Genomic DNA, 23,615 nt, shown 5'->3' with positions numbered 1-23,615 from the left:
TAAACTATTATTGTTTTAATTTATTAATTAATGATGATTACTATCTTCTCCTCTGTGTTCGATATTATAGTAATGGTGTGTTTCACTTTCGTGAATAAACGGATTTCCTTTTGCTAGTGGAGCTGCTTTCGCGAAAGCACTAAACGTTGCAAAGATAAACAATCCGATAAAGAATAATATCGCACTTAATTCACCAATTCCGAATCCCCATTGACCTCCTACAGTTCCAGGCATGATCATCACGAATAAATCAATGTAGTGTCCGATTAAGATAACTACTCCTCCTAAAATTACCAACCAAGGAATGCTCTTAAAGTCACTGTTGATTAATAATAATACTGGGAAGATAAAGTTCAATACTACCATTCCGATAAACGGTAATTGGTACTCGTTAAAACGCTGTGCGTAGTACGTAGTTTCTTCTGGCATATCAGCATACCAAATTAACATGAACTGAGCGAACCATAAATACGTCCAGAATACAGAGAACCCGAACATAAACTTCGCCAAATCGTGGATGTGACTATCGTTTACAAATGGTAAAGCTCCTTTTGAACGCAAGTAAATAGTTACTAACGCGATCACTGTTAATGCTGACACTAACAACGTAGCCAATACATACCATCCGAATAAGGTAGAGAACCAGTGAGGGTCAATCCCCATAATCCAATCCCAAGACATCATTGATTCAGAAACCATGAAGAACGCTGCAAACCCAACACTCATGTTATAGATTTGCTTGTGTAATTTTAAGTCTCCGTTATCTTGTTGAATTGATTTCTTTCTGATAATAAAACGCAATGCATTCCAAACAGCGATGTAGAAAATACTTCTAATCGTCCATCCTGGAACATTCATCCACCAGCTCTTACGATCGATAATTGGATCGTAGTTATCGCTTAATGGATCTACAACACCTTCACCCATCCATGGGAATAAGTGGTTCATGTGCATCGCGGTTAAGATAATGAATACCACCATGATTGCACTCACGTAGTGAATGTTGTTGGTGATTGCTTCCATTACTCTAAATAACACTACTGACCATCCCGCATGTGCAACGCGTTGTGCTGCGTAAAATGCCATTACCAACAATGAAATTCCTAAAAAGAATAACATCGCTACGTAAAATGCAGACCAAGGTCTGTTTTGCATTTGGTGCATTACGTGCTCTACGTGTTCCACGTGTTTTTCGTGCGCGTCGTCATGCGTAGCGTGAGCAGCAACAGCTGCGTGCTTTACTTCTGCCTTATCAGCAGTTGCATGAGCATCTTCTGTATGATGAGCAGCAGCAGTAGTATCTGCAGCGTGCTCTGTAGTTGCAGCCTCTGCATGTGCCGTTTCTGCAACCTTAGTACTATCATGTGCTACATCAGCATGCTCCTCCTTAGTGTCGTGCGCAGCAGTTTCGTGCGTCGCCTCCTCTTTGTGAGTTTCTTCTTTGTGAGCAGCTTCCTCGTGCGCCTCTTCTTTGTGTTCAGGTGCAGCATGAGCTGTTCCGTGACCTCCGTGATGCGCAGCTTGATCATTCAATATCTTTTCAACTTCCTGGAAGTTTTTTGGAGTGGTTGCGAAGTTATAAACCGTACCCAACACCCCTAAAACCATTAGAGCAAGTGCAAATATTTTTAATTTTCCTGTAAACTGATACATATCTTTAAACTATCTATTATAGACTTATTTTAATTCGCTTCTTAATTTCTCAACGTATTGTACTACTTGCCAACGCTCTTTATAGCTAAGTTGAGAAGCATGAGATCCCATAAGGTTTTTACCGTACATGATAACGTGGTAAATGTTTCCTTCAGTTAAATCTCTGTCCTTGTAATTAGGGATACCACTGAATTTATCTCTTTGAGATAATACTCCGTTTCCATCTCCTTTTTTACCGTGACATGCCGCACAATAAATAGTATAAAGTTCCTTCCCTTTTTCCAAGTTCTTTTCGTCCTTAGCTAATGGGTTCTTTAACTCAGCTTTTGCCTTTTCGTACCCCTCATTGGTATTCGGAATATCATAAGCGACAATACCGTTTCTGCTAACTGTACCAGCAACTGGTAATCTATCTACAATTTTACCACCTGCAGACGTAGGTCCGTTGGCATCATAAGGAACAGAAACATACATATCAGGCATATACTGTACCTGTGGTTTTCTTTTGTTATTACAAGAAATACTACTTGCAATCACTACTAAAGCTAAAACAAATTTTAAACTTTTCATATCTTCCTTATTAATGCTTTTCTACTACGTTAATTTCTACAGCTCCTGTGCTTTCTAATAAAGCTTTTAACTCGTCTTCATTCCCTTCTACTGGAATTTCCATTAAGAAGTGATCATCTGTAGTTCTTGGATCTGGGTTTTCCGCTTCTTTAAACGGCCATAATCTACTTCTCATAAAGAAGGTGATTACCATTAAGTGGGCTGCGAAGAAAACCGTTAATTCGAATAAGATTGGAACAAATGCTGGCATGTTCTCTAGCCAAGAGAAACTCGGCTTACCACCGATATCTTGAGGCCAGTCAGCAATCATGGTATACCAAGTCAACCAAGTTGACACTGCGGTACCAGTAATTCCATATAAGAAGGCAGTAATCGCTAAACGCGTAGGTGCTAAACCTAAAGCCTTATCTAATCCGTGTACTGGAAAAGGTGTAAAAACCTCTTCAATATGATGATGTTCTGCTCTTACCTTTTTAACAGCATCCATTAAGATGTCATCATCATTGTATAATGCGTGAATTACTTTATTAGTGCTCATTGTTTTCCTCTCTTATTTTTTTAAAATTCTCTCCTGAAGATTTCAAAATAGTCTTTACTTCAGCCTGTGCTATTACCGGGAATGTTCTTGCGTATAATAAGAATAATACAAAGAAGAATCCGATAGTTCCTATGAAGATACCTACATCGACGAAAGTAGGCTCAAAACGCCACCAAGTCGAAGGTAATTGTCCCTTACTTAATACAATTGCGATAATGTCAAAACGCTCAAACCACATACCGATGTTGATCGCGATCGAAACTAAGAAAGAAACGATAAAGCTTCTTCTCATTTTCTTGAACCACAAAACTTGTGGAATCATAATATTAAAGATCATTAATGACCAGAATGCCCATCCGTACGCACCTGCTTCTGCACCAAACGATAAGTAGGTATAGTTCTCATAAGGAGATCCTGTATACCAAGCGATGAAGAATTCAGTTGCATAAGCTACGGCTACGATACCACCTGTTAAGATGATTACGATGTTCATGTATTCCACGTGTAAACGCGTAATATAGGCTTCCATATTGGTTACCTTACGCATTACTCCTAATAAGGTTTGTACCATTGCGAATCCTGAGAAGATCGCCCCAGCAACGAAGTAAGGAGGGAAGATAGTCGAGTGCCATCCTGGGTTTACAGAAGTTGCGAAGTCAAACGATACAATGGTGTGTACCGATAATACCAATGGCGTTGCTAAACCTGCTAATACCAATGATACTTCTTCGAAACGTTGCCAGTCTTTAGCTCTACCAGACCATCCGAATGATAATAAAGCGTAAATTTTCTTTTGGAAAGGCTTCACTGCTCTATCACGGATCATTGCGAAATCAGGTAATAAACCAGTCCACCAGAATACTAATGATACCGATAAATAGGTAGAAATCGCGAATACGTCCCATAATAATGGCGAGTTAAAGTTAACCCATAACGATCCGAATTGGTTAGGAATAGGCAATACCCAATAACCATTCCAAGGACGTCCCATGTGAATGATTGGGAACAACCCTGCCTGGAATACGGCGAAGATAGTCATCGCCTCGGCAGAACGGTTAATTGCCATTCTCCACTTTTGACGGAATAACAACAATACCGCTGAAATCAGGGTTCCGGCGTGACCGATACCTACCCACCATACGAAGTTGGTGATATCCCAGGCCCATCCGATGTTTTTACTCAATCCCCATACACCGATACCTTTTCCAACGGTGTAAAAGATACATCCAAATCCCCAAAGCATTGCCACTAAAGAGATATAGAATGCTATATACCAATTTTTGTTTGCTTTACCTTCAATAGGCCTTGCAATATCCTCTGTGATATCGTGGTAACTCTTGTCACCTAACACTAAAGGTTCTCTATAAGATGATTCGTAATGAGACGACATAATCTATATACTTGTTTATTTTATTATTAAGCTTCGTTTGTATTTCTTACTTTCACTTGATACACTACGTTTGGTTGCGAACCGATGTAGTCTAACACGTGGAAAGCTCTCTTATCCTCTACTAATGGAGTTACTGGATCTTCCGGATTGTTAACATCTCCAAATACCATAGCTCCTGAAGAACAAGCTGCAGAACAAGCACAAGCATCGTTAAACTCGTCTTTTCTTACGGCTCTATTTTCTCTCTTAGCTCTTAAGATTACTTCTTGAGTTGACTGGATACAGAAAGAACATTTTTCCATAACTCCACGAGAACGAACAACAACGTCTGGGTTCAATACCATTTTACCGTATTCGTTGTTCATGTTGAAATCAAACTCATCGTTATTAGCATAGTTAAACCAGTTGAAACGACGAACTCTATACGGACAGTTGTTCGCACAGTAACGCGTTCCTACACAACGGTTGTATGCCATTTGGTTTTGCCCTTGACGACCGTGTGATGTAGCTGCTACTGGACATACCGTCTCACATGGAGCATGGTTACAGTGCTGACACATCATTGGTTGGAAAGCTACCTGAGGATTATCAGCTGGGTTTTCCAAGGCTTCAAATAAATCACCTTTACTCAATCCTAACACATCTTCAGTATACTTTCTTTCAAGCTCCTGATCAGCAATGCTAGACATTTCCTTTTCAACTTTAGCTTCGATATCTAAATCTTTGTACTTTTCAGCAGTAGCTAAGGTTGCGTATTTCTCTCTTAATTTTTCCTTGTAAGCCGCTTTAAACTCGTCAAGCGTCATATCGTCCTGTACTGTTGATGAGTAGTAACGATCGATACGCAACCAGTGCATATCTCTACCTACACGAACTTCATCTTTACCTACAACTGGTACGTTGTTTTCAGCGTGACACGCTACTACACAGGCACCACAACCAGTACATGAAGTTAAATCAATCGATAATTTGAAGTGGTGTCCGATAGAACGATCGTGCTCGTCCCATAAGTCAATCGTACTTCCTTCAACTTCTTTGTGGTCATAAGACACCATGAACGGCTTGTTCCAAGTGTGCTTAGGATCTAATGAAGTATTGTTTACATCTTTTAACGATGCTTCTCTCAAGATATCGTGACGACCTGCTAGAGTACTTTGTACCTGAATACAAGCAAACTTATGCCATCCTGAAACCTTTTTGATACTAACGTTGTATTGAACGTTCTTACCATCTTTATAAAGCGGGTATGCATTAACACCTACCTGCATTTCTTTCTTTAATCCGTGTGTTCTACCGTATCCAAGTGCCATTCCGAATGATCCTGGCGCCTGACCTGGTTGAACGATTACCGGTACCGTAACAGTAACACCGTTTACAGTAAGCTCCGCGTAGTTTCCGTCAATGGCTCCGTTATCTTTTACTGGATTATCAAAACCTAACTCATCTGCATCTTTCTTCGACATGGTTAGGTAGTTATCCCAAGAAGCTCTTGTTAACGGATCTGGTAATTCTTGCAACCATGGGTTGTTTGCTTGTTTACCATCTCCTAAAGCTACTGACGTAAATAAGTTCAATTCGAAGTCAGACTCCTTGTTTGCAGCTACTAACGCTGATGCCACTTGTGCGATATCAACAACAGGTAATTCTGCCGGTGCTTCTACTTCTGGTAATGCTACTTTGAATACTCCGTCGTGCAAGGCTTGGTTCCAAGATTTACCTCCTAAAACATTGGTTGCCCAGAATTCTTTTAAAGTATCGTAGTAGTTTACAGTACTACCTGACCACTTTAATAAGATATCCTGAAGTTGACGTGTATTGAAAATAGGTTGGATTGTTGGCTGCATTAAACCGTATGAACCTTCTTCTACCATTACATCTCCCCAAGATTCTAAATAGTGAGGTGTTGGTAAGCTATAGTTCATGGCAACCGCCGTATCGTCGTTTTGTGTTGCTAAAGCAACTGACAATTTTAATTTCTTAAGTCCTGCAACAAACTCAGTTGCATTTGGTAGCGTATATACTGGATTCACGTTATAAGTGATTAAACCAGCAACTTTTCCAGCATTCATATCAGCTACTAACTGCGCTACCTCTGTATCGTTACCTTGACGCGTGTACAACGGCGTATTTACGTCGATGATATCACTTTGTAACGCCTTGTTAATTGCAAAAGCAAGTAACTGTGCGTTTTTGTCATTCAATCCGGTAACTACTACTCCTTTTGATCCAGCTTTCTTTAACTCAACAGCCAACGCTTTGATTTGCTTATCAGCTTTCGTTGCTTTGGTTGCTAAGTTAGCTCCTGTAATCTCGTTGTATAAGGTAATTAAAGCGTACACTTGGTGTGAAGGCTTTAAAACGATACGCCTGTCTGCATTTGCACCTGTTAACGACATGTTAGCCTCTAACTGCACGTGGTAAGACATTTTACCAGACTTCACTCTTCTTCCGTCTAAGTAGCTCTTTTCAAAACCACCTTGCCAATCTCCTAAGAAGTCTGCTCCTACCGAAGCAATTACTTTTGCATCGCTAAAATCGTACTTTGGCAAAGCGCGCTTTCCGTACATTGCTTCAAACGCTTCTAACGTTGCATTCTCAGAAACAGCGTCATAAGTTACGTGCTTTACATTTGGATATTTTGCGATAAAATCAGCGATTACCTTCTCAGTAGAAGGACTCGCCAAGGTACCTGTTAATAAAACCACAGGTTGGTTCGTCTCTTTAAAAGACTCTAATTGAGCAATGATCGCCTTATCAGCAGCCTCCCAAGTGGTGTTCTCACCAGCTTTTACAGGCTCTTTTAAGCGTAATTTCTCATCGTATAAAGACAAAATAGATGCCACCGTTCTCGCGTTGATATCTGCTCCTGCCTCTTTGTTTGGCATCACTAAAATAGGACGCCCTTCTCTTGTTTTTACTAATACGTTTGCGAAATCAAACCCATCTGCCATTGTAGTAGCATACCAATCTGCAACTCCTACAACGATATCATTAGGTTGTACTACATAAGGGATTGACTTTCTTACGGGACCTTCACAAGCTGCCAACGAAGCTGCTGCCGTGGTAAATCCAACATATTTTAAGAAATCTCTACGTGAAGTTGACGATGTTTCTAAAGTCTCTTTATCACCTAAAAACTCGTCTGTAGGGATATCCTGTACAAACTCATTGTTACGTAGCGTTTCAACAATAGAACTACCTTTTAGTTCCTCAACACTTTGCCAGTATTTTTTGTTTGAAGCCATTTATATACGTGTTTTTCTACTTTCTAATTGATTAATAGTGGCACTTACCACACTCTTTTCCTCCTAACTGCGCAATTGTTACTTGCTCTACCCCGTACTTAGCAGCCAATTCTTTGTGAATTTTAGCGTAGTACTCATTTCCTTTCAAGTCAACTTTAGTTTCCTTGTGACAGTCAATACACCATCCCATAGTCAAAGGAGAGAACTGGTATACTTCTTCCATAGTTTCTACTGGACCGTGACACTTTTGACATTTAACTCCTGCTACAGTTACGTGCTGAGAGTGGTTAAAGTATGCGAAATCTGGTAAATTGTGAACTCTAACCCATTTGATAGGCTTGGTTTTTCCTGTATACTCCAGGTTATCTGCATCCCATCCTACTGCTTCGTAAATCTTAGCGATTTCCTTATCTAATTCTTTCTTCCCTAGCACGCGATCTTCCATGACAACACGGGTATCATCTGCTACTTCAGAAATATTTTTGTGACAGTTCATACAAACATTCGCAGAAGGAATTCCTGAGTGCTTGCTGTGCTTCGCTGCAGAGTGACAGTACTGACAGTCAATCTTGTTATCTCCAGCGTGAATTTTATGTGAGAACGCTATTGGCTGAATTGGCTGATACCCCTCATCTACACCAACCTTAAACAAGGTTCCGAATAAGAAATACGCTGCTACCAAAGCACCGAAAATAGCGAACAACACGTGTAAAAACGTATTTTGCTTAATCCCCTTCCACAACTCTGCTGCTTGCCCTAACAAGCCTGGCGTTTTTGGCGCACCTTTCAACTCACTGATGGTCTTTAACAAACTACCAATAATCAAGAACGCTACAACAATTGCCGCTGCCAAAATGTAAATCAACCACTTAGGAGCAGCATCCTTCACAGGAGCTACTGAAACACCACCATTAGATTTTTCACCCTTAGGTTTAATCTCACCTACGGTGGTATAGTATAAAATATCATCGATATTCTTGTCCGTCAACGTAGGAAACGCCGTCATGTTTGACTGTTTGTACTCCTCGTAGATGGCAATCGCATCTTTATCTCCACTAGCTCTTAACGCATTGTTATCTCTAATCCATGCTTTTAACCAGTCGTTCTCTCTTCTCTCTTCTACACCTCCCAAAGCAGGTCCTACTACCCTCTTATTGAGCTTGTGACAAGAAGAACAAAGCGATTTAAATAATTTTTTTCCTTCCTTTTGACGTGCCATATCCACATCTTGTGAATAGACAGAAGAACTCACTAAAAAGACTAAAAAGAAAGCTAAACTCTGTAAGAGTGTTCGAGTTAATTTACTGTGATGTTTCACACTTTTCATACTTTAAAATATAAATTTGTATCTATTTTGGTACAATTCCTTCTGCAAACCAGCCAAAAAAACAGGCTACAGAAAGTTGCACAAAAGTACTACTTCTCTCTAAATTGTGAAATGTTAAGACTTTCCTAATTGGTAATTTATACTAATTCTAAATAACTATCACCAACAATCTATTCCTGTGTAAGTCGTTACTTTTGTAAAAAGTTTAAGAAACCATGAAATTAAAGCATTACCTCGTATTTTTACTCGTTTTCTTGGGTACGAGTGCGCTCTTTGCCCAAAGTCAGGCAAGCTATAAAAACACGCAAGCAATAGCGAAACTCATCGAGAAAAAACGCAGCTATAACAAAACCCATAAAGAGGGATTCCGCATCCAATTATACAATGGATTGGAAAAACGCGCCAAGAGCACGCGTTACCGTTTTCAAGTTGAATTTCCGGGAACGGCAACCTATTTAGCATACGATGCTCCAGAGTGGAAAATTCAAGTCGGTCATTACAAAACGCGCTTGGACGCCGACAGAGCACTCAATGAGATACGCGAAAAATTTGACGGAGCTATCGTAGTTCCCTTACAATAAAAAAGAAGTGCTAGGCACTTCTTTTTTTTATTCTGTAAGATCGGTATCTGGCAGTTCTATTCGATCTCCTTTGATGATCGACGGAAAAATAGTCGGCGCTATCTCTTTTACCGGGCCGTATAAAATTGACTCTTCCAAGTGCTCCTTCGTCACAAAGGGAATCGTATTGTTCATCTTACTAAAAAAGATAAAGAGTACACTCAAAATCAGGCCAATTTTCAGCAGGCCAAAAACACCTCCTAAAATTTTATTGAGCAAGCCTAAGGCACTCCAATCGGCAATTTTTGTCAGCAGTTTACCCAGCAGAGCCACCGCGATAATGATAATGATAAAAGTTCCTGCAAAAGCCGCTAGCGAAATGTATTTCTCATCCCAGCTCACACTTGTCTTTAGCCAATCGCCCATAAAATACGAGAAGTGAATGGCCCCATATACTCCTGCGATCAATGCCACCAACGAGGCCACTTCCACAAAGAGCCCCTTCATCAAACCTCTGACAAAGCCAAACAAGAGCAATGCCGCAATAATAATATCAAATGTGTGCATAATTTTTGAATTAAACGGTTACTTTGACCGATAAGGACAAATATAGTTAACTCATTTGTATCTTTGCCATTTTACACAGACATGGATCAAAAAACAGACATAAAACAAAAGTGGGAAACCGTCGTTCACAAACTTTCGGAACAATTTGCAGACGGTGACACCCTCGATATCGATAGCGTTATCTACCTAGTAGGCGTTCAGGAGCTGGGAAAAGGCGCTCAAAAATTCAAAAAAGACGAAAAAATAAACCTGATGCACATCGCCATATGCAAGTTACTAGAACCTTATGGTTACTACGAATTTGACTATTTTGACCCCGACGGATGGCCGCATTACAAAACTTTAAACGAACTTCCCAATTTAAAACCTGGTGAACAAACGGTGCTTATGAAAGAAGCTATCGTACATTATTTTACGGAGTTAGGATTCTTCGAAAATTAAAAATCTCTCGAGGGTATTGTTGGAATTATAAAGCAAATACCCTTGTTATTCTAACAAACTGTTATATATTTACTGAGTGATTTTTTGTTGTTTGAATTAGCAGAAAATAAAGAAATTATAATTTTGGTACACTTCTTGAAAGTAGGTAAACAAAACAGCAAAACAAAACCCTTAAAATTAACTTTATCAACACATTATGATGAAAAAATTAGTATGCTTACTCGTTCTTGCTACTTCAGTGGTACAAGCACAGTATTCGATTAAAGGAACCATGACTCCTCCTGAGAAGAGTGATTGGGTAATGCTTCACAAGTTACAAGGTGTAAAACCAAAGTACATCACAAACACAACTATTAAATTCGATACAATCAGCGTTGGTGCTGACAAACAGATATTAGGTAAATTCTCTTTTGAATTGCCGAACAATGCAGAGCCAGGAGCCTACAGAGTTACCTACAGAAATAAAGGAGCTGGATTTGTAGATTTTATTTTCAATAAGGAAAACATCGAGTTTATCTTCAATCCAAAATATCCAGAAGAATCTATCGTTTATACCAGCTCGCGCGAGAACAAGGTTTTTAACGAATACAACGAAGCTTATGAAAATTTGCAAAAGCAGATTGATGCTCAACAATTGGAATATTTGAAGAATCCTTCGAAAGACGTTAAAAAAGCGTACAAGAAATTAGTAAGTCAACAAGAAGACCTACAAGAATCGTACGAAAATAAGTCGGAAGGAATGTTGGCCTACAATTTCATCAAGGCCTCGCAGCGCTACAACTCTTCAGGAGTAATTGACGAAATGCCAGAATACCTAGAAGCAACTGTTGACAATTTCTTCAAATACGTAGATTTTGACGACGAGGTATTGTACAATTCTTCTTTTCTAGTAGATCGCGTTAATGACTTTGTATTCTATTTGAACTTTTCAGATGACCAAGTAACACAACAAGGATTGCACAAGAAGTCAATTGACAAAGTGATGGATGTTATTTCTAACAAAAAAGTTAAAAAGGAAATTCTAGAATTTTTAATCATCACATTTACCGATAAGAGAAATTCTGAAATCGTCGATTGGTTGTTTAGCGAGTACTACGATGATTTGTCAAATGCTGATGCTGAATTCAAGAAGAAGAAATTAGACGAGTTATTGGTTTCAGTTGGGCGTGTTGCTCCTGATTTCAATTGGAAGGAAGGAGACCAAGAATACAGCTTGTCCGGATTAAATGACGGTGACTACTATTTAATGATCTTTTGGAGTACTACCTGTCCTCACTGTGTTAAGGAAGTTCCAGAAGTACACAGCTTCTCTAAAGGAATTGACAAACTATCGGTAATCTCTTTTGCCATGGAAGAAAACGATAAAAACTTCCCTGCCTTTGCAAAGCGATTAGACGGATGGCACAATATTATGGGAACTCACGCAGATGGTCCCTTAGAGCACCCGGTAATCAAAACCTACAAAATCGATGCGACACCAACTTATTTCGTTTTAGATAAAGACAAAAAAATCATCGGTGTTCCAAACAAAATCGAAGACTTGAAAAAGTTTATTGAAAACCTCGGTAAAGAAGAGGAAAAATAATAACTCACTAAAAAGCCGGTACATCAGTACCGGCTTTTTTTCTTTTAGTCTATATAGTAAAAGGCATTCCTTATGTGTTCAACGGTCCAGTCCGTAGCTTCTTTACACAGTGCTACGATATCGAAACGCACCTCATAGCACAAGTCGTGCTCCTCGACATAAGCATTCACTGCTTGTCCAATTCGTCGTTGCTGCTGTGCGGATAAAAAATTTTGTGGAGCCCCAAAAAGTTCAGACGACCTAGTTTTCACTTCAACGGCCACCAGTTCCTCTCCGTCCATCATCAATAAGTCAACTTCTGCTTTTCGAAATCGATAATTTTTTACGCGTAGTGTAAATCCTTTAGCTAGCAAATACTGCAAGGCAAAATCTTCTCCTTCTTTACCTAGAATATTTGCAGTATACATCCCTTACTCAAATTTAAGTGTTGATAATTTCCCTGATGCTGCTACCGTTAGTGACATGCGCTTTCCAAAATACAAAGCTCGGTTATCCTTATCATGACCTGCTGGAAAATCGAAGAGTACTGGAATATCAGCAGGAACTACCTCCAAAATCAACCGTTCAATACGGCTCCCCCAGGGTGTAGAATTCTTCTTGATTTTCGTCATACCTCCTACGACAACCGCTTTCAATCCTTTAAAATATCCAGCTCGTTTTAAACTTTGCAACATGCGATCTATGGCGTACTTGTACTCGCCAATCTCTTCTATAAAGAGAATTTTGCCCTCTGTATCAAGTTGACTTGACGAACCGAGCATCGAAGCTAAAATAGCGATGTTTCCCCCCACGAGTACTCCTTGGGCGGTTCCTGTTCTGTTATAGGGAGACGATGGAATTTGATACGATATCGAGTTTCCGAACAGGGCGTCTTTACAACTTTGAATGGTTTCTTGAATAGTTTCTGGAGCATCCTGCAAACTGGTTCCCATCATTGCGTGTAAACTAGCAATATCCATGTTGTGAATATGATTGTGGAACGCTGTAATGTCGGAATATCCAATAATCCATTTCGGATGTTTTTTAAAGGTCGAATAATCGAGTAGGTCCAAAATTCGCACGGAACCATACCCTCCTCTTGCACACCATATGGCTTTGATATTCGGATTGTCTAAAGCGGCTTGGAAATCCTGAGCTCTCGCCTCGTCGGTCCCGGCAAAATGATTGCCTTGATCAAATAGGTGTTTTCCCAACTGCACTTCCAAGCCCCATGAATTCGCGAGCTTTACAGCTTTGTCAATGACAGCTTTCCTATTTTTCAAAATTCCAGCAGGTGCTACTAAAGCTATGGTATCTCCTTGTTTTAAATACGGTGGTATAACCGCAGTAGTATCTGTCAATATTCCCATTTTTTGTTTTTTGTGTTTCGTCATTACGAGCGTCTCCATTGAAGTCTCACTGGTCGCGGACAGTTGATCGGCTTCAAACTCCATTTGTTTTTGTGGATTGGGGGCAGAAAAAATAAATCCTAAAAGTGAAAAAAACAACAAGTATTTCATGGGAGTCTTCAAATTATGTTAATAACGGGTTTGTACACCAAATATACGAACTGCTCCCCTTTTCGACTACACGTCTCGAAAGGTGTTCAGTGCACCAAAGTAAATGTATCTAAAAACTCTGAGTATAAAAAATTGGTTTTTCGTACTTTTGCGCTTTAATTTTTAGCGTAAAATACATGAACACACCTAAAAGATATACAATAACAGCAGCTTTACCGTACACCAACGGTCCTATACATATTGGTCATTTAGCCGGAGTTTACGTTCCTGGTGACATCTATGCTCGTTTTTTGAGAGCCACTGGAAATGACGTAGCTTATATTTGTGGCTCTGACGAGCACGGAGTTGCTATTCCCATGCGCGCTAAAAAAGAAGGTGTAAGTCCGCAGGACATCATTGATAAATACCACGCTATTATCAAAGATTCTTTTCAGGACTTCGGAATTTCATTTGACAATTATTCTAGAACTTCTGCACCAATTCACCATGATACTGCCTCTGATTTCTTTAAAAAACTTTACGAGGACGGTGAATTTATCGAAGAGGTAACAGCACAATTATACGACGAAGAAGCCAATCAATATTTGGCAGATCGTTTTGTTATCGGTACCTGTCCTAAATGTGGGAACGAAGAAAGTTACGGTGATCAGTGTGAGAAATGTGGAACGAGCCACAATGCCACTGATTTGATTAATCCAAAATCTGCAATTACCGGCAACGTACCAACACTCAAAGAAACCAAACACTGGTTCTTACCCTTAGACAAGCACGAAGCTTTTTTAAAGGAGTGGATTTTAGAAGGTCATAAAAATGACTGGAAACCCAATGTACTCGGTCAGGTAAAATCATGGATAGATGACGGATTGCGCCCGCGCGCCGTAACTCGTGATTTGGACTGGGGAATTCCTGTACCTGTTGAGGGTGCTGACGGAAAAGTATTATACGTATGGTTTGACGCTCCTATCGGCTATATTTCTGCAACCAAAGAATGGGCAGCACGTGAAGGTAAAAACTGGGAAGATTACTGGAAAAGTGAAGATACCCAGCTGGTACACTTTATCGGTAAAGACAATATCGTATTCCACTGTATCATTTTCCCTGCCATGCTCAAAGCTCATGGAGAATATATACTACCAGAAAACGTTCCTGCCAATGAGTTTTTAAACCTAGAAGGAAACAAGCTTTCAACTTCTAAAAATTGGGCTGTATGGTTACACGAATACCTACAAGACTTCCCGAATCAACAAGATGTTTTGCGTTATACCTTAACGGCAAATGCACCAGAAAGCAAGGACAACGATTTTACTTGGAAAGATTTCCAAGCGAAGAACAACAATGAGCTAGTAGCTGTTTTCGGTAACTTTATCAACCGCATCGTGGTATTGTCAAACAAATACTACAAAGGGGTAATTCCGACACCGAATGAATTCACTGAATTGGACGAAGACGTATTAGCACAACTCAAAGAATTCCCACACAGCATCGCTAAATCTATTCAGCGCTATCGCTTCAGAGAAGCTTCGCAAGAAATGATGAACTTAGCCCGTTTGGGTAACAAATACCTTGCAGACGAAGAGCCGTGGAAGGTCATTAAAACTGATGAAGCACGCGTACAAACCATTATGTATGTAGCCTCGCAGATCGCAGCTGGACTTGCTGTGTTATCAGAACCGTTTTTACCATTTACTTCAACGAAGCTCAAAAACATGTTGGCTCTTGATCCGAGCTTGACGTGGAACGACGTTGCTGACAAATCAGTACTATTAGCTGCTGGTCATCAAATTAACAAATCAGAATTGCTTTTCTCAAAAATAGAAGACAACGCTATTCAAGCACAGTTAGATAAGCTAGAAGCCACTAAAAAGGCCAATGAGGCGGCAAACAAACAAGTAGAACCCCAAAAGGATACTATTGAGTTTGACGACTTCACCAAAATGGACCTCCGTGTTGGAACCATTATTGAAGCCGAAAAAGTAGCAAAGACAAAAAAACTACTCAAATTAACGGTAGATGTTGGCATAGACACCCGCACCATAGTTTCGGGAATTGCCGAAAGCTTTAAACCCGAAGACATTATTGGCCAACAAGTAACAGTATTGTGCAACTTGGCGCCGAGAAAATTACGAGGCGTAGAAAGCCAAGGTATGATTTTAATGACGGATACTCCTGAAGGAAAACTCGCCTTTATGGAGCCAACAGGCAAGGTCATTAACGGATCTATCGTATCCTAAACACATTAGCAAAAGCCTCTATTATGGAGGCTTTTTTTAATTTTATCCCTACCGAGCACATGTTAAAAATAGCCTATCACGAAATTTACAAACACCCCTTACCTCCCAAACATCGATTTCCGATGGACAAGTACGATTTGCTGCCACAGCAATTGCTTTTTGAAGGTACCTGTGCCCCTGATAATTTCTTTGTTCCCGAAATACCGAATACCAAACACTTTTTTAGTGTACATACACCGGAATATTTTTATGACCTACTAAACATTACCCTCTCCAAAAAAGAAGAACGCAAAATTGGTTTTCCTTTGACGGAACAATTGGTAGCGCGTGAAATGGTCATTGCAGATGGTACCATGAAAGCCACGCAATACGCCCTGGAATACGGAATTGCCATGAACATCGCAGGCGGAACTCATCATGCCTTTAGCGATCGCGGAGAAGGCTTTTGCATGCTCAACGACCAAGCCATAGGAGCTCGTTATTTACAAGCTCAAGGCCAAGCAAAAAAGATACTCATCGTGGATTTAGACGTCCATCAAGGTAATGGAACTGCTGAAATTTTTCAAGACGATCCCAGTGTCTTCACCTTTTCCATGCACGGCAAAAGCAACTATCCCTTCCATAAAGAACAATCGGATTTAGATATTGCCTTAGCTACGGGTACGGAAGACCACAGCTATCTCACTACCTTAAAAAATACACTGCCCCGCTTACTCCAAGAGCAGCAACCCGATTTCATCTTCTACCAGTCAGGAGTAGATGTACTCGCTAGTGACAAACTTGGAAAGCTCAACCTCAGCATAGAAGGATGTAAAGAGCGAGATCACTTTGTACTGGAACTGTGCCGACAACACCAAATTCCCGTGGTGTGTAGCATGGGGGGTGGGTATTCAGAAAACATCAACACCATCGTCAATGCACATGCCAACACCTACCGTGTAGCCCAAGAGCTATTTTTCTAACGGTTAAAAAAATTGTATTTTCGTAATTACAAAAAGAAAAACATTAATAATTGAATATGAAAAAAACTATTTTCCTCAGCCTACTGGGCTTATTGTGCTGCTCACAACTTTTTGCTCAAGCAACCTTAGCAGAATTCAAAAACTCTTTAAAAACCAACGGTACAAACATCAAAGACGTCATGCCTATTGTCCACAAAAAAACCGGTGCAATAGGAATGATTATTGCGGATGCAAAAAATGCCTATGCCTACAAGCTAGACAAAAATTTTAAATGCATCGATCAATTAAAATCGAATACCAAGCAACGAAAGTATAAGGTGCTTATTGGCTCGCAAATCGAAGGCAATAATTACCGTATATTTTTATCCAACAAGGATCGAGATGAATTTAGCAGTATCTTGTTCTCTTTCGACACCCAAAAAACGAGTGCGAATGAATTTGAGCTCGCTAAAAAAGAGCTCTTGTTCCAAACGTTTAACCACAACGAAAAGCTCTATTTCTTAACTGGAAATAAAACTACTGGAGCACTCTATTTAACGGAGTTCAACAACCAAGGAATTCCCTCAAAAAAAGAAATTAACCTTCAAGGAACGTCCATTTTAAACTACAAGGGCAGACCCACTTCTATCGCTAAAACACTGTATACAATTTCACATAAAGGGTCCATATTTATTTCGAAATTTGAAAAGGATACCCCGAATGCTATAGAAACAGCCTCTGAACCCGTAAAAATGTATGTACAAGGAGACAAGCTCATCATCACCTTTGACACCTATAAAAAGGAGACACAAATGATAACACTCGACCTACTTACAAAGAAACTGAGTAAAACGAGCTTTGACCTTCCACTCCAAAATATAAAAACCAATCGTAAAAAAACCAACTCGTTTTTATACGACAATCTACTCGCTCAGATAGCTGCCGATAAAGAAGTTTTCACGTTGCAATTGAGAGATGTAAAAACAAAAAACATCATCAAAACCTACTCCTTTACTAAAAAAGATAAGATCCCTTTCAAAAATGGCCCAATTATCCAGAAAGGAGGAACCTATGCCAGTCACCGTGAGTTTGAGAAAACTAAAAAGTTTTTGCGTAAAATTACGGCTGAAAAAATCGGTGTTTCCATAATTAAAATCAGAGGAAATTATCAGTTTACTATCGGAGGCGCTCAAAAGATACAAAGAGGTGGCGGTTTTGGGGTACCGATGGCAGGTTTTGGAATGCCGATAGGACAATTCGGAGCTACTACGGTTATCTTTAACCCAACCATTATGGCCTACCACCGTTATACACAAACTAAATCAACACGTATAGAATGTGTATTTGATCAAAACTTTGAGCATTTGGCCCAAGACAAGCCCATGGAAAACGTTTTTGAAAAAATCAAAAAACAGCCAACGTACACGAGTAAAGCCAAAACGATATTCAAATATCAAGATTTTTATATCAAAGGCGACTACCGTAGCTCTCGAAAAACCTACATGCTTAAAAAGTTCACTTACTAAACTTCGGTTTTAGTATCTTAGCAAACTCACCTCCTATCAGGTGAGTTTTTTTGGCTAAATACCTATCATACGTATGCAACTTATCAGTTATATAAGCTCACAATGTTCTATTGCGAAAACAGCAATAGCAAATACCGTTGAACTGCTACAGGAAGATTGTACGGTTCCTTTTATCGCCCGTTATCGAAAAGAACGCACCGGAAATCTCGACGAAGTGGAAATTGGTTTAATCGTACAACTAAAAGAGCAATTTGAAGCGCTCGAAAAACGAAAACAAACCATTTTAAAGGCCATTGAAGAACAAGAAAAGCTCAGTCCTGAACTTCTGAAAAAGATCACGGAAACCACCAGCTTAAGTTCTTTGGAAGACCTGTATTTACCATTTAAGAAAAAACGTAAAACCAAAGCAGAAACTGCGAGAAACAACGGTTTAGAACCCTTGGCAAAACAACTCATGGCACAGCGAAACGACCATGTTGAAAGTCTTGCAGGAGGGTTTGTAAAAGGTGCGATTAGCAGCACTGAGCAAGCTCTAGAAGGGGCTAGACATATTATTGCAGAGTGGATCAATGAACGCAGTGACGTCCGTGAAGTGGTTAGAACTGAATTGTCTAGGTTTTCAGGAATTGCAACAAAAGTGATCGCGAAACAAAAGGACGATGAAAACGCTCAGAAATACAAAGATTACTTCGATTGGTCAGAACCTTTAAAGCGCATTCCTTCGCATCGCATGCTCGCCTTAATGCGCGCCGAAAAAGAAGGATATCTTCGCGTGAAGATAGCACTTGACGATGATCGTTTATTGGAAAAACTAGATCGAAAAATAATTCGTGGAAACAATGAAGCAGGTGCCGAGGTGCAACTCGCTATCGATGATGCCTACAAGCGATTGCTACTTCCTTCACTGAGTACGGAAGCTATAAAATTAGCCAAAGAAAAGGCCGATGAAGCAGCCATTTTAGTCTTTGCAAAAAACTTAAAACAACTGCTCCTAGGAGCTCCCCTCGGAGAAAAGCGCATTTTAGCTATTGATCCAGGATTTCGCACGGGATGTAAAGTTGTTTGCTTAAATGAGCAAGGTGCCCTGCTCTACAACACCACCATATTTCCACATCCACCACAAAAAAATAGCGCGGAAGCGGGCTACACCATAGAACACCTCGTTAAAAAATTCGAGATTGCAGCCATCGCCATTGGAAATGGTACGGCCTCTAGAGAAACCGAGCGCTTAGTTAGAGGGCTCAAATTGCCTAAAGAAGTCGAAATTTTTGTCGTGAGCGAAGCTGGAGCCTCAATTTATTCAGCCTCAAAAATTGCCCGCGACGAATTTCCAGACCACGACGTTACCGTTCGCGGTGCCGTTTCTATTGGAAGGCGTTTGGCAGATCCTTTAGCTGAGTTGGTAAAAATTGAAGCAAAGTCTATTGGAGTTGGGCAATACCAGCACGACGTCGATCAGTCTAACCTGCAAAAATCACTGGACAGTGTCGTTGCACATTGCGTAAACAAGGTTGGGGTGAATATCAATACAGCCAGTGCCTCACTCTTGAGTTACGTATCGGGTATTGGTCCTAAACTCGCAGAAAACATCGTCAACTACCGAACGGAAAACGGGGCCTTTTTAAACCGAACAGCCATTAAAAAAGTTCCTCGATTAGGAGGTAAAGCCTTCGAACAATCAGCTGGGTTTTTACGAATTAAAAACGGTACTAACCCGCTTGACAATTCGGCTGTCCATCCAGAACGCTACGCCTTAGTCAAACAAATGGCTAAAGATTTAGGTACAGACGTTAAAAACCTAATCGGCAACAGCAGCTTGTTAAAGCAGTTAAAATTATCATCGTACGTAACTGAGAGTTACGGCTTGCCTACACTACAAGATATTGTCAAGGAATTAGAAAAACCAGGACTGGATCCGCGAGAGAAAGCCAAAGCCTTTAGTTTTAGCGATGACATCAAAACCATAGAAGATCTTAAAGCGGGCATGGTATTGCCCGGAATCGTAAACAACATCACCAACTTTGGTTGTTTTGTGGATATCGGAATTAAAGAAAGTGGTTTGGTACACGTATCCAATTTGGCCAACACCTTTGTACAAGATATCAACGAACACGTCCAGCTACATCAAACCGTTCAAGTGAAAGTTTTGGAAGTTGATTTGGGACGTAAACGCATCCAACTGAGTATGAATTTCCAATAAACGACACTTATTTACAGTTCGACGATACTGAAAAGCAACCAAGCTAACGTATCGGAGAACTGTATTAAATTGTCGTACTTTTAACGTCTATTAGCTACTACAAACTACAAATTGTACTAAATCGGGGGATTATGGAATATGTAGAATTAAAATCATCAAACGGGTTTGAACACCTTTCGCGTGAGGAGGCTTTGCTTTTGTTACAGCATCAAGCCACAGAGCTCGACAACAAACAAAAGCAACTCAACAGGGCCAAGCACAAACTCAACACTATTGTGCAGCAACAGCACCTGCAGTTAGATACCCTGTTTGAAACGATTATCGATCCCTACGTTCTCATAGATCTCAGAGGAAATGTCATTCGAATGAACGAGGCTGCCCAGCATTTTTTTGGTCAACCCACCCTACAAGCCTCATTTAACGTTTTGCGATCTATCCATCCTGATGATGTTCCCTTTGCTATCAAGACCTTTGAGAAGTTTAAACGAAAAGGTAAACTCAAAAACTTCCGTGCTCGCGTATACAACTACAAAAAAGAACTGCGCTGGATTGACCTCAACAGCAACATCCTCTACGATGACGACGGACAGGCCACACTTGCACAAGGAATCATAAGGGATATCACTCCTTCTATGAAACAGCAATACTTGATACAAGAACAACGAGACCACCTCAACGCCATCGTTGAGAACAGCTCCTTAGGAATAGTACTTACCCAGGACGATCGCATTATTCAAACCAACAAGGCCTTTGAAAAGTTGTTAGGATATTCTAAAGCTGTACTTTCTGAGCTTACGTTAAGTGAGCTGGTTATTGAAGAAGATGCCTCCAACCACTATCAAACACAATTACTGAATTTAGGTGCCATTGACCAATCAACGCAATTACAGCGTTATAGAACCTCCTCAGGAAAATCACTTTGGACCAAAACAAACCGTTCGATAGTAAAAAACAATTACCAAAAAGAACATTTTCAGGTATCTGTCATTGAAGATATTACTGAGGAGTTACAAAACCAAAATCTCCTCAAAGCGCTAAACACCTTAATGCGCTCAATTTTAGGTAAGACCAACATATACGAAATAGCTTGGGAAATTACCACCAATACCACCGAACTCTTAGGTTTTGAAGATTTTGTAATCTATTTGGTAGACCAAGAAAAAGGAACGCTCAAACAAATTGCCGCCTATGGTGAAAAGTTAAGCGATGTACGTACAATTGCTAATGAACTTGAAATACCTATAGGCAATGGAATTGTAGGATCAGTTGCCAAATCAGGAACTCCTGAAATCATCGCAGACACCACATTAGATTCGCGGTATATCGTAGACGATAAAATTCGTTATTCGGAAATCGCTGTTCCTATTATTGCCGATGGTACCGTTATCGGAATCATCGATTCGGAACACCCCGCTAAAGATTATTTTAATGCCTACCATTTAAAAACACTCGAAACAATTGCCAGTTTAGCTGCTACCCAGTTAAAAAGTGCCTTAAACATCGCTCTTCGCAAGGAGGCTGATGAAAAGAACAGAGCGTTGTTGGAAGATTTAACCAAGAGTAATAAAGAACTTAAAGATTTTGCCCATATTGTTTCACACGATTTGAAATCGCCCTTGAGAAGCATCAATGCACTCGCACACTGGATTCAGGAAGAAAACGAAGGTAATCCTAACGAACAAATTAGCGAACACAGTGCTTTACTCGTTGCTCAGGCCGATAAAATGGATCAACTCATTAGCGGAATCTTACAATATGCCAGTATCGACCAAATCAACACACAGTCGAGAAATATCCATCTCGATAAACTCGTCCGCGAAGTGATCAAAACAGCCTATGTTCCTGACCATATAAACATTGAAATCAAAAGCCAACTACCACAAGTAAAACTAGATCGCTTTAGACTGCATCAGCTCTTTCAAAATTTGTTGAGCAATGCCATAAAATACTGTGATAAACAAGAAGGAAAAGTTGAAATAGACTGTCAAGACATGGGTGCGCATTGGCAGTTTAGTATTGCCGATAACGGAATTGGTATCGCTCCGAAATACCACAAGAAAATCTTTGAGATTTTCCAACAGCTGGAAAACCACAAAGACTCTACCGGTGTAGGACTCTCCATCGTAAAAAAAATCATCGACCGTTATCAGGGAAAAATTTGGCTCGACTCCACACCACAACAAGGAACGACCTTCTATTTCACCCTTCCTAAACAGTAAAAAAACAGCCCATTTCTGAGCTATTTCGTTACGGTGAACACGTCTTTTAATTGAGCGAGTACATTGCTGTTTCCGGCTACAGAAATAGCTCCAATCTTACTGGCAATTTTTTCTACGTACTCCATTTCTTTTAAGGCAAACAACATACTATTCTCCTCCATAAGCTTGGCAGTATTTAACAAGCTCCTCGTAGCCGCCGTTTCTTCATGTCGGGTAATACTGTTAGCCTGAGCGGCTTTCTGTGCCACCAACACTTGATTCATGATTTCTTTCATTTCATCCGTTAAAATAACGTCTCTGATACCCGTATCTATGATTTCCACGCCTAAGGCATCGCCAACTTCGCGAAGGGCTTCAAAAACTTCGGCTCCCAACTCTTCTTTCTTTTCGAGCACCTCATCAAGTGTATACCCCCCTAAAAAACTTCTCAATTTCAACTGGGCTGCCACGTATAACTGACGTTCAAATTCTTTGTTTTTCAACAAGGCTGTTTTGAGCGCGACTACTTGGTAGTTCACAAAAAAGTTTACGCGAATCATCGCCTTGTCTTTGGTTAACAACTCCTGACCTGAAACTTCCATTTGCTGGGTTCTCACATCGGTTTTCAGTACGCGAATTCCCGCTTCATTTTGCCAAAACCGATGTATTCCAGGCTCCAATTCCTCACAGAATTCATCATTGATAAACAACAATCCCCTTTCGTAACTCGCAACTTCAAACACTCGCATTCTGTATTGTATATCTATAGTTTTTAACAAACTCCCTGTTACCTCGGTAATCTTAGCGGTGCTATTCATATCGTAGGTAACATAGGTTCTATGTACCAAGCCCTTCCAAAACACATGACGCCCGGCATCCAAGGCTAACCAGTAGTTTCCATTTTGGAAGACTAAAGTCAAACATCCATCAGGAACTTCTATCAACTCTATTTGAGCTCGAAAGTGTTCATCTTCCAAAAACACCTCTAAGGCCACTTCGCTCCCAAAAAGCTTAGCTTTGTTACAGTAGCGCACCTCTTCTCCAAAATTAAGCCAATGTTTTCCTGCAGTTACTATGCGTTGGTAATCATCATTTTTAAATACCAAACCTACAAACCCTTTGTTTACCCTAATTCTTTTCATAC

18 protein-coding genes are annotated in these 23,615 nt (G+C 40.1%); 8 read left to right on the top strand and 10 right to left on the bottom strand.

All coding sequences use genetic code 11. The features are described 5' to 3' along the window. Positions 1-27: 27 nt before the first annotated feature. The 6 genes from ACXAG7_RS11410 to ACXAG7_RS11385 are packed head-to-tail and all read right to left on the bottom strand — an operon-like array spanning position 28 to position 8,723. Complete coding sequence (locus ACXAG7_RS11410) at positions 28-1,653, bottom strand: quinol:cytochrome C oxidoreductase (RefSeq protein ID WP_408045416.1); 1,626 nt, start codon at positions 1,651-1,653, stop codon at positions 28-30. A 24-nt stretch (positions 1,654-1,677) separates the two neighbouring features. After that, positions 1,678-2,223 (bottom strand): c-type cytochrome, encoded by a 546-nt coding sequence (locus ACXAG7_RS11405; RefSeq protein WP_408045417.1) that lies wholly within the window; start codon positions 2,221-2,223, stop codon positions 1,678-1,680. Between the two features lie 10 nt (positions 2,224-2,233). Then, positions 2,234-2,761 carry a DUF3341 domain-containing protein gene (locus ACXAG7_RS11400; protein WP_408045418.1) on the bottom strand — a complete coding sequence of 176 codons (528 nt, stop codon included), beginning with the start codon at positions 2,759-2,761 and terminating at the stop codon, positions 2,234-2,236. After that, entirely contained in the window at positions 2,751-4,151 is a 1,401-nt protein-coding gene (nrfD, locus tag ACXAG7_RS11395) for an NrfD/PsrC family molybdoenzyme membrane anchor subunit (protein WP_408045419.1), read from the bottom strand. The genes ACXAG7_RS11400 and nrfD overlap by 11 nt, the downstream gene beginning before the upstream one ends. Before the next feature lie 26 nt (positions 4,152-4,177). Next, the gene (locus ACXAG7_RS11390) at positions 4,178-7,396 is read right to left on the bottom strand and encodes a TAT-variant-translocated molybdopterin oxidoreductase (RefSeq protein ID WP_476666859.1); all 3,219 of its coding nucleotides are present in this window, start codon (positions 7,394-7,396) and stop codon (positions 4,178-4,180) included. Positions 7,397-7,427: 31 nt separating this feature from the next. Next, the gene (locus ACXAG7_RS11385) at positions 7,428-8,723 is read right to left on the bottom strand and encodes a c-type cytochrome (protein ID WP_476666858.1); all 1,296 of its coding nucleotides are present in this window, start codon (positions 8,721-8,723) and stop codon (positions 7,428-7,430) included. A gap of 215 nt (positions 8,724-8,938) precedes the next feature. Here ACXAG7_RS11385 and ACXAG7_RS11380 point away from each other — a divergent pair, with 215 nt between their 5' ends. After that, entirely contained in the window at positions 8,939-9,304 is a 366-nt protein-coding gene (locus ACXAG7_RS11380; RefSeq protein WP_408045422.1) for an SPOR domain-containing protein, read from the top strand. 27 nt (positions 9,305-9,331) lie between these two features. Here ACXAG7_RS11380 and ACXAG7_RS11375 read toward each other — a convergent pair whose 3' ends face one another. Further along, positions 9,332-9,850 carry a CvpA family protein gene (locus ACXAG7_RS11375; protein ID WP_408045423.1) on the bottom strand — a complete coding sequence of 173 codons (519 nt, stop codon included), beginning with the start codon at positions 9,848-9,850 and terminating at the stop codon, positions 9,332-9,334. An 81-nt stretch (positions 9,851-9,931) separates the two neighbouring features. Here ACXAG7_RS11375 and ACXAG7_RS11370 point away from each other — a divergent pair, with 81 nt between their 5' ends. Both ACXAG7_RS11370 and ACXAG7_RS11365 read left to right on the top strand, forming a co-directional pair. Then, positions 9,932-10,291, top strand: coding sequence for a hypothetical protein (locus ACXAG7_RS11370; protein ID WP_408045424.1), 360 nt, complete (start codon positions 9,932-9,934; stop codon positions 10,289-10,291). Positions 10,292-10,487: 196 nt separating this feature from the next. Continuing rightward, positions 10,488-11,876 (top strand): TlpA family protein disulfide reductase, encoded by a 1,389-nt coding sequence (locus tag ACXAG7_RS11365; protein ID WP_408045425.1) that lies wholly within the window; start codon positions 10,488-10,490, stop codon positions 11,874-11,876. A gap of 44 nt (positions 11,877-11,920) precedes the next feature. On the opposite strand, the gene ACXAG7_RS11360 is transcribed toward ACXAG7_RS11365, so the two are convergent. Next, positions 11,921-12,283 carry a YraN family protein gene (locus tag ACXAG7_RS11360; protein WP_476666857.1) on the bottom strand — a complete coding sequence of 121 codons (363 nt, stop codon included), beginning with the start codon at positions 12,281-12,283 and terminating at the stop codon, positions 11,921-11,923. Between the two features lie 3 nt (positions 12,284-12,286). After that, positions 12,287-13,375: a S66 peptidase family protein gene (locus ACXAG7_RS11355; RefSeq protein WP_476666856.1), complete on the bottom strand. Its 1,089-nt coding sequence runs from the start codon at positions 13,373-13,375 to the stop codon at positions 12,287-12,289. Between the two features lie 176 nt (positions 13,376-13,551). Between ACXAG7_RS11355 and metG the strand changes: the two genes are divergently transcribed. The 5 genes from metG to ACXAG7_RS11330 all read left to right on the top strand — a co-directional run bounded on the left by metG (position 13,552) and on the right by ACXAG7_RS11330 (position 22,492). Then, positions 13,552-15,606, top strand: a complete 2,055-nt coding sequence (gene metG / locus ACXAG7_RS11350; RefSeq protein WP_476666855.1) for a methionine--tRNA ligase — start codon at positions 13,552-13,554, stop codon at positions 15,604-15,606. A 59-nt stretch (positions 15,607-15,665) separates the two neighbouring features. Beyond that, positions 15,666-16,568 (top strand): histone deacetylase family protein, encoded by a 903-nt coding sequence (locus ACXAG7_RS11345; protein WP_408045695.1) that lies wholly within the window; start codon positions 15,666-15,668, stop codon positions 16,566-16,568. Positions 16,569-16,624: 56 nt separating this feature from the next. Next, positions 16,625-18,073 (top strand): hypothetical protein, encoded by a 1,449-nt coding sequence (locus ACXAG7_RS11340; RefSeq protein WP_476666854.1) that lies wholly within the window; start codon positions 16,625-16,627, stop codon positions 18,071-18,073. Positions 18,074-18,146: 73 nt separating this feature from the next. Next, positions 18,147-20,273 (top strand): Tex family protein, encoded by a 2,127-nt coding sequence (locus ACXAG7_RS11335; protein ID WP_476666853.1) that lies wholly within the window; start codon positions 18,147-18,149, stop codon positions 20,271-20,273. A gap of 131 nt (positions 20,274-20,404) precedes the next feature. Beyond that, a complete protein-coding gene (locus ACXAG7_RS11330) occupies positions 20,405-22,492 on the top strand; it encodes a PAS domain-containing sensor histidine kinase (RefSeq protein WP_476666852.1) in 2,088 nt (695 codons plus the stop codon). Between the two features lie 20 nt (positions 22,493-22,512). On the opposite strand, the gene ACXAG7_RS11325 is transcribed toward ACXAG7_RS11330, so the two are convergent. Continuing rightward, positions 22,513-23,613: a slipin family protein gene (locus ACXAG7_RS11325; RefSeq protein ID WP_476666851.1), complete on the bottom strand. Its 1,101-nt coding sequence runs from the start codon at positions 23,611-23,613 to the stop codon at positions 22,513-22,515. Positions 23,614-23,615 lie beyond the last annotated feature (2 nt).

The sequence above is a fragment of the Tenacibaculum sp. AWR4_210 genome (genome assembly GCF_056160945.1).
Note: the sequence above shows the minus strand (reverse complement) of the source record. Positions and strands in the feature narration are given on the sequence as shown.